At 60.4% G+C, this 8,356-nt stretch carries 3 protein-coding genes; 2 read left to right on the top strand and 1 reads right to left on the bottom strand.

Translation table 11 applies throughout. The features are described 5' to 3' along the window. A partial coding sequence (locus ABI582_RS28465; RefSeq protein WP_442120959.1) for a retention module-containing protein occupies positions 1–3,714 on the bottom strand: 3,714 nt, incomplete at its 3' end. Between the two features lie 1,008 nt (positions 3,715–4,722). Between ABI582_RS28465 and ABI582_RS28460 the strand changes: the two genes are divergently transcribed. Together ABI582_RS28460 and ABI582_RS28455 are read left to right on the top strand one after the other, a co-directional pair. After that, positions 4,723–6,879, top strand: a complete 2,157-nt coding sequence (locus tag ABI582_RS28460) for a type I secretion system permease/ATPase (RefSeq protein ID WP_019471019.1) — start codon at positions 4,723–4,725, stop codon at positions 6,877–6,879. Positions 6,880–6,886: 7 nt separating this feature from the next. Next, positions 6,887–8,245: an HlyD family type I secretion periplasmic adaptor subunit gene (locus tag ABI582_RS28455; protein ID WP_169725173.1), complete on the top strand. Its 1,359-nt coding sequence runs from the start codon at positions 6,887–6,889 to the stop codon at positions 8,243–8,245. Positions 8,246–8,356 lie beyond the last annotated feature (111 nt).

The following is an 8,356-nucleotide window of genomic DNA, read 5'->3' as shown; positions in this document are numbered from 1 at the left end:
GGCATTGTTGCTCAGGGTCACGACCAGGTCGTGGGCCAACGGCTGGTTGATGTGCACGGTGAACGTCGGTTTGACGTTTTCCGCCACCGAAGTCTGGTCCGCCGTGATGGTGACCTTGACTAGGTCGCCTTCGTTGCCCGGAGTGCCGGGCTCGTCAGTAACGGTGGTGCTGACCGGAGTTTTGTCCAGGGTCAGTTGCTCGAACTTGCCGACATCCGCGCCAGCAACAGTTGCGATCGACTGTACCACCGGGGTGTTGCTGCCAATGTAAACGTTGTCCGGAGCGGTGACAGTGATCGAACCAGTAGTGCCATTGGCCGGTACGGTGATGACGGTTTTGCCGTCGCTCAGCGTGAAGGTCAGGGCGCCGTGGTTGTTGATCGGCAGACCGTCTTTGTTGGTCAGGGTGATGGTGTAGGTGATCTCGCCGCCTTCGGTCACCGAAGGGGTGGCGGTCAGCTTAGCCACAACTTCACTGATAGTGTCCGAGATCTCAACGGTAGCCGGGCCACCCAAGGCCAGCTTCTCGAAAGTGGCGCCTGGAACGGTAGCGTCGGTAACGCTGAGGGTGATGGAGCCAGCGTCGTGATAGACGTCATCACCCTGAGCGGAGGTCTTGTACTCGACTTCGGTCTTACCGGCTTCGATCGTCACGGTGTCGCCGTTCGACAGAGTGACGGTCAACGGACGGTCCAGCGCCTGGCTTACTTTCACGGTAAAGGAAGGTTGCTGGTCTTCGGTCACATTGCCATTGCTGACGATGCTTACGGTGACGGTATCGACACTGTCGTTGATGACAGTCGAAGCTGGAGTCGGATTCGGGGTCAGTTGCTCGAAGTTACCGCCGGTGGCGTTTTCGATGGTGACGCTGACGGTCGAACCGTTGTTGTAGACGTCGTTCGCCGGGGTCTGGAAGTCGACGCTACCCTGGGTTTTGCCGGCCTCAACGGTGATGGTCTGGCCGTTGGACAGGGTCACGGTCACCGGAGTCTGGGCAGGGTTGCTCAGGGTCACGGTGTAGGTAATCACGCCGCCTTCGGTGACGCTTGGCGAAGCAGTCAAAGTCGCAGTGGTGGAGTCGACCGAATCGTTGATCGTGGTCTGAGCCGGGGTCGGGTTCGGGGTCAACTGTTCGAAGTTACCGCCAGTGGCGTTCTCGATGGTGACGCTGACAGTCGAACCGTTGTTGTAGACGTCGTTCGCCGGGGTCTGGAAGTCGACACTGCCCTGGGTTTTGCCGGCCTCAACGGTGATGGTCTGGCCGTTGGACAGGGTTACAGTCACCGGAGTCTGGGCAGGGTTGCTCAGGGTCACGGTATAGGTGATTACGCCACCTTCGGTCACCGACGGGTTCGCCGTCAGAGTTGCGGTGGTGGTGTCGACGGAGTCATTGATCGTGGTCTGAGCCGGAGTCGGGTTCGGGGTCAGTTGCTCGAAGTTACCGCCGGTGGCGTTTTCGATGGTGACGCTAACAGTCGAACCGTTGTTGTAGACGTCGTTCGCCGGGGTCTGGAAGTCGACGCTGCCCTGGGTTTTACCGGCTTCAACGGTGATGGTCTGGCCATTGGACAGGGTCACGGTTACCGGCGTCTGAGCAGGGTTGCTCAGGGTCACGGTGTAGGTAATCACGCCGCCTTCGGTGACGCTTGGCGAAGCGGTCAGTGTTGCGGTGGTGGTGTCCACCGAATCGTTGATCGTGGTCTGAGCCGGAGTCGGGTTCGGGGTCAGTTGCTCGAAGTTACCGCCGGTGGCGTTTTCGATGGTGACGCTGACGGTCGAACCGTTGTTGTAGACGTCGTTCGCCGGGGTCTGGAAGTCGACGCTGCCCTGGGTTTTGCCCGCTTCAACAGTGATGGTCTGGCCGTTGGACAGGGTCACGGTCACCGGAGTCTGGGCAGGGTTGCTCAAGGTCACGGTGTAGGTAATTACGCCACCTTCAGTGACGCTTGGCGAAGCAGTCAAAGTCGCAGTGGTGGAGTCGACCGAATCGTTGATCGTGGTCTGAGCCGGGGTCGGGTTCGGGGTCAACTGCTCGAAGTTGCCGCCGGTGGCGTTTTCGATGGTGACGCTGACGGTCGAGCCGTTGTTGTAGACGTCATTCGCCGGGGTCTGGAAATCAACGCTGCCCTGGGTTTTGCCGGCCTCAACAGTGATGGTCTGGCCGTTGGACAGGGTTACGGTCACCGGCGTCTGGGCAGGATTACTCAGGGTGACGGTGTAGGTGATCACGCCACCTTCAGTGACGCTTGGTGAAGCAGTCAAAGTCGCAGTGGTGGAGTCGACCGAATCGTTGATCGTGGTCTGAGCCGGGGTCGGATTTGGGGTCAGCTGCTCGAAGTTACCGCCAGTGGCGTTTTCGATGGTGACGCTGACGGTCGAGCCGTTGTTGTAGACGTCATTCGCCGGGGTCTGGAAGTCGACGCTACCCTGGGTTTTGCCCGCTTCAACGGTGATGGTCTGGCCATTGGACAGGGTCACGGTCACCGGAGTCTGGGCAGGGTTGCTCAAGGTCACGGTGTAGGTAATTACGCCACCTTCAGTGACGCTTGGCGAAGCAGTCAGAGTGGCGGTCGTGTTATCGACCGAATCACTGATTACCGTCTCAGCCGGTGCAGGGTTCGGCGTCAGTTGCTCGAAGTTGCCACCGGTAGCGCCGGTGATCGTGGTGCTGACGGTCGAACCGTTGTTGTAGACGTCGTTCGCCGGCGTCTGGAAGTCGACACTGCCCTGGGTTTTGCCGGCCTCGATGGTGATTACCTGCCCATTGGACAAGGTCACAGTCACCGGAGTCTGGGCAGGATTGCTCAAGGTCACGGTGTAGGTGATCACGCCACCTTCGGTCACCGACGGATTCGCCGTCAGCGTCGCAGTGGTGGTGTCGATGGTATCGGTAACCTGGGTGACTGCCGGCGTTTGCGGCACTGTCACCGTCAGGCCGTTGCCGCCCGTGGTACCCGTTACAGTTGCCGAGATCTGGCCACCGTCGATATAAGGCGTGTCATTTGCCGGCACCACGACATTGACGCTGCCGCTGGTCTGCCCTGCCGGGATGACGATAACGGCACCGTTGGACAGGGTGACGATCAGGTTAGTGGTCGGCGCCTGGCCTACCGTGGCGGTATAGACGATTACGCCACCCGCTTCGCTGATGGAAGGAGTGGCGCCAAGCACAAGGTCTGTAGCAACGTTGGTGTCTGTCGTCGGTGTAGTCACCTGGTTATTGCTGGTGGTATCCAGCAAGCCAACCTCTTCGCTGTCGAGCACGGGAGCAAAGCCCAGCCCTTGCGTCGGGAAGCCAACGGTAGCATCGACCCGGCCCGCGGTTTCTTCGAGCATCACGAAGCTGTGACCACCGCCAAGCGCGCCGCCGCCCGCTGCGGACGGGCCGGCTGCGGTGGCTTCAAGCTCGGTAGTCGGGTCGACACCGGCCGCGATCGCCTGTTGCAGCTCTTCCACCGACGGCGCGGCCTGTGCGGTCGCCTGGCTCAGGTCGGTGCTACTGTCAGGCGCATCGGCGCTCCACTGGCTGTCGCGGCCCAGGTCAAGCAGACGGCCATCGGCCAGCTCCAAAGTAACTGCGCCGCCCGGGCCAGTGAGCACTTCCTCACCAGCCAGCAGGCGGTCCCCTTCGATGAGCACACGACGAATGCCCTCTGGGGATACCGCAATAACCTGGCCGACAATGCTTTTGACGATGGCTACAACGCTGCTCATTGGACTCTCCGTGTGACCCTGTGGGTACTTCCCTGCCAGAGCGGCACTCGCAAGCCACTTCAGGCGGAACTATGTCGATGATCTCTTGACGCTTTTTCGCGTCAATTTTTCGTCTATAACTATTTGGAATTGCTTAAATGCCAAACTATTGACCTTATACAGGTCATCCTAAACAATCGGCAATGTAATGTCACATTGATATTTGTACCTTAGCCAACCGTTGATTGAGGACAAATGTCGTACATCATCGAAAGCTCGCTAAACCTGAAGTTCAGCAACGTTTTTCACGCGTGGGCGTCGGCTTTTCATGGCGTAGATCAACCACTCATCGGCAACTCTACAAGCCTGGACGCGTCAATTTCAGATCACTTTTGCGCCAACGGACTGCCGCTTATCGAGCAAGCACAAACCTTGCCTGAAATCGTCCGGCCGCAGGCTTCAAATCCAGATCGCAGCTGGGCTGCACCGACGGGCGAGCCTGCACCAGCGTGGCAATGCGCTCGGGCTTGGACAACGCTTCATCGCAGATCAAACAGATAGAGAACGATTGCGCAGATAATTACACAGCGATGATGGCAAACCATTGACGATTTCTGAACCGGGCCTGAGTGTACAAACAGACTTTGCACGATGAATTTTAACGATCAGCCCATATAAGAACGTCAACAAATCAGCGCCCATTTACTGGCGGTCAAAAAGTTCGATCCTCGACTGCAACACTCACTGTCTGGCTGGCGGGCTATGCTGCTGAAATAGCTCCTGCCCGCACGCCGTACCGGATCAAAAATGAAACACGCATTGCTCAGGAGCAGTCTGGTAGCTATGAACGACGTAGAATTGTTTACTCAGTATCGATTCGAGGCGACCATTGGCCCTCTGCTCAGCCGTAAGGGCGTCGTAGCGCCTACCCACACCGCTTGGCAGCACCATTGAACGCCAGGGCGAGCCGGCCCAACCTTAATGCCGGCACACCCACCCCACCCACCACAAGGATGAAGAGAGCGCCGCGTGGAATCTGAAGTCAGTCGAGTCCAACTCAGCCATGATCCACGCAGTCAGCATGACGATCCTTTGCTGGATAGCCTGCTGAGCCTGTGTGTCCTGCACCAGAAACCCGCCAGCCGGGTCATGCTGACCACCGGCCTGCCGCTGCCTGCGCAGCGCCTGAGCCCCGAGCTGTTGCCCCGCGCCGCCGCCCGGGCCGGGCTGCAAGGGCGGCTGTTACAGCGCAAGCTGGAGCAGATCCCGAGCATTGCCATGCCGGCCATGCTGCTGCTAAAAGAAGGCCGCAGTGCCGTCCTGCTGGGCTGGGAGAACGAAGACACCGCGCGACTGTTGCTCAGCGAGAGCGATGGCGGCGAGGTGCATGTCAGCCGCGAAGCCCTGCAAAGCGACTATAGCGGCCGGGTGTTCTTCGCCCAGCCGCAGCACAAGTTCGATGTAAACCACGGCAACCTCATCCCGCGGGCAAAGTCGTGGTTCCGCGATACCCTGCTGCGCAGCAAGTGGCTGTATATCGACGCCATTGCCGCCAGCCTGGTGATCAACCTGATCGCCCTGGCCGCGCCGCTGTTCGTGATGAACGTGTATGACCGGGTGGTGCCCAACCAGGCAACCTCAACACTCTGGGTGCTGGCCATCGGTATCGCCGGCGCCTACATCTTCGACCTGATCCTCAAGGGCCTGCGTGGCCTTTGCCTTGACCTGGCCGGTAAGAAGACCGACCTGATCATCTCGGCGACGCTGTTCGAGCGCATCGTCGGCATGTCGATGAAGTACCGCCCGGCCAGGGTCGGCAGCTTTGCCCAGAACATTCACGAGTTCCAGGGCCTGCGCGACTTCCTCGCCTCACTGACCCTGACCAGCCTGATCGACCTGCCGTTCACCATCCTTATCCTGATCGTCATCGCCATCATTGGCGGGCACCTGGTGTGGATCCCGATCATTGCCTTCCCGCTGGCCCTGGGCATCGGCTATGCCTTGCAACGGCCGCTGATGGCGACCATGGAGCGGACCATGGCCCTGGCCTCCGAGCGCCAGTCCAGCCTGATCGAAACCCTGGCCGGCCTGGATGCGGTAAAGGTCAACAACGCCGAAAGTGAACGCCAGTACATGTGGGAGCAGACCCTCGGCACCCTCAGCCGCCTGGAACTGCGCGTGAAGGTGCTGTCGAGCCTGGCGATGAACATCACCATGCTCATCCAGCAGCTGGCTGGCGTGGCAATGATCTGCGTCGGCGTGTACCTGATCATCGACGGCAACCTCAGCATGGGCGGTCTGGTGGCGTGCTACATGCTTAGCGGTCGGGCGCTCGGGCCACTGGCCTCGCTCAACGGCTTGCTTGCCCGCTACCAGCAAGCCAAGGTCACCATGGTGGCCACAGACCACATGATGGAACTGCCGCAAGAGCGCAACTTCGAGGAGCGCCCGCTGAGCCGCAAGGTACTGCAGGGTAGTGTCGAGTTCCGCGGGGTTGATTTCACCTACCCGAACCAGCAGAACCTGGCGCTGAAGAACATCAACCTGACCATCCGCCCCGGCGAAAAAGTCGGCATCATCGGGCGCAGTGGCTCGGGCAAGAGCTCGCTGGCCAAGCTGATCGTCGGCCTGTACGAGGCCGATGGCGGCTCGCTGCTGGTCGATGGCGTGGACATTCGCCAGATCGACGTCAGCGAACTGCGCCACAACATCGGCTATGTACCGCAGGACATCCAGCTGTTGGCCGGTACCCTGCGCGACAACCTGGTCAGCGGTGCCCGTTACATCGAGGACGAACTGATCTTGCAGGCCGCCGAACTGGCAGGTGTGCATGAATTCGCCCGTTTGCACCCGGACGGTTACGAGCTGCAAGTGGGTGAACGCGGGCAGAACCTGTCCGGCGGCCAGCGGCAGAACGTCGCCCTGGGCCGTGCGCTGCTGCTCAACCCGCAGATCCTGTTGCTGGACGAGCCAACCAGTGCCATGGACAACACCGGCGAAGAGCGCCTCAAGCAGCGCCTGCAAGCGGTGGTGGAAGGCAAGACGGTACTGTTGGTCACGCACCGTGCCTCGCTACTGTCGCTGGTGGACCGGCTGATCGTGATCGATCGCGGGCAGATTGTCGCCGACGGCCCGAAAGCCGCGGTCATGGATGCGCTGAAGAAGGGGCAGATCAGTGTTGCATAAGCTGGATATGGGGCAATTCAAGGATGGCCTGCGGCGCTACTTCAAAGGTTCCGACTCACTGGGCGGCCAGCCGCTGCCAGAGGTCAACAAGGCCCTGATCGAAGATGCACCACGGGTTGTGCGGCTGACCATCTGGGGCGTCATCTTGTTCTTCGTGTTCTTGATCGTGTGGGCCAGCGTCGCCCCCATCGACGAGGTCACGCGGGGTGAAGGCAAGGCCATTCCGTCGTCCAAGGTGCAGAAGATCCAGAACCTGGAGGGCGGTATCGTCGCCGAAATCTTCGCCAAGGAAGGTCAGATCGTCGAAATCGGCCAGCCATTGCTGCGCCTGGATGAAACCCGCTTCGCCTCCAACGTTGGTGAAACCGAGGCCGACCGCCAATCCATGGCCCTGCGGGTCGAACGCCTGAGTGCCGAGGTAGAGGACCGCCCGCTTAAGATCGACGAAGAACTGCGCAAGGCCGCACCAAGCCAGGCGGCCAGTGAAGAGTCGCTGTACCAGAGCCGTCGCCAGCAACTGCAGGACGAAATTGGCGGCCTGCAGCAGCAGTTGGTTCAGCGCCAGCAAGAGCTGCGTGAGTACAGCTCCAAACGCGCCCAGTACGCCAACAGCCTGGAGTTGCTGCGCAAGGAAATCGGCATGTCAGAACCGCTGGTGGCAACCGGCGCAATCTCCCAGGTCGAAGTGCTGCGCCTGCGCCGCGCCGAAGTGGAGAACCGTGGCCAGCTGGACTCCACCGCGCTGGCCATCCCCCGTGCCGAGGCGGCCATCCGCGAGGTGCAGAGCAAGATCGAGGAAACCCGAGGCAAATTCCGCAGTGAAGCGCTGACCCAGCTGAACGAGGCGCGCACCGAGCTGAACAAGGCCACGGCCACCAGCAAGGCACTGGACGATCGGGTGCACCGTACCATGGTCACTTCGCCTGTACGCGGTATCGTCAAGCAGATGCTGGTGAACACCATTGGCGGGGTGATCCAGCCTGGCAGCGATATCATCGAGGTGGTACCCCTGGACGACACGCTGGTCATCGAAGCGAAGATCCTGCCCAAGGACATCGCCTTCCTGCACCCTGGCCAGGAGGCGACCGTCAAGTTCACGGCCTACGACTACACCATCTACGGTGGGCTCAAGGCCAAGCTGGAGCAGATCGGCGCCGACACCATCACCGACGAAGACAAGAAGACCACCTACTACCTGATCAAGCTGCGCACCGACCGCAGCCACCTGGGGACTGACGAGAAGCCGCTGCTGATCATTCCGGGGATGGTGGCGACGGTGGATATCATGACCGGCAAGAAGACCATCATGAGCTACCTGCTCAAGCCGATCATGAAGGCGCGTTCGGAGGCGCTGCGCGAGCGCTGACAGACGAGATATCAATGCCTCAGGGTCAACGCAACTCCTGTGGGAGTGGGTTTACCCGCGAAGCAGGCTACGCGATGGATGGCACGGGCTTCGCCCGTGTTCGCGGGTAAA

This window comes from Pseudomonas sp. SAS7, assembly GCF_052112345.1.
GTDB classification, from domain to species: Bacteria; Pseudomonadota; Gammaproteobacteria; order Pseudomonadales; family Pseudomonadaceae; genus Aquipseudomonas; species Aquipseudomonas putida_Q.
Note: the sequence above shows the minus strand (reverse complement) of the source record. Positions and strands in the feature narration are given on the sequence as shown.

Coding starts and splice junctions, on each gene's coding strand:
- ABI582_RS28455 (WP_169725173.1), top strand. CDS start 6,887: ATGGGGCAATTCAAGGATGGCCTGCGGCGCTACTTCAAAGGTTCCGAC.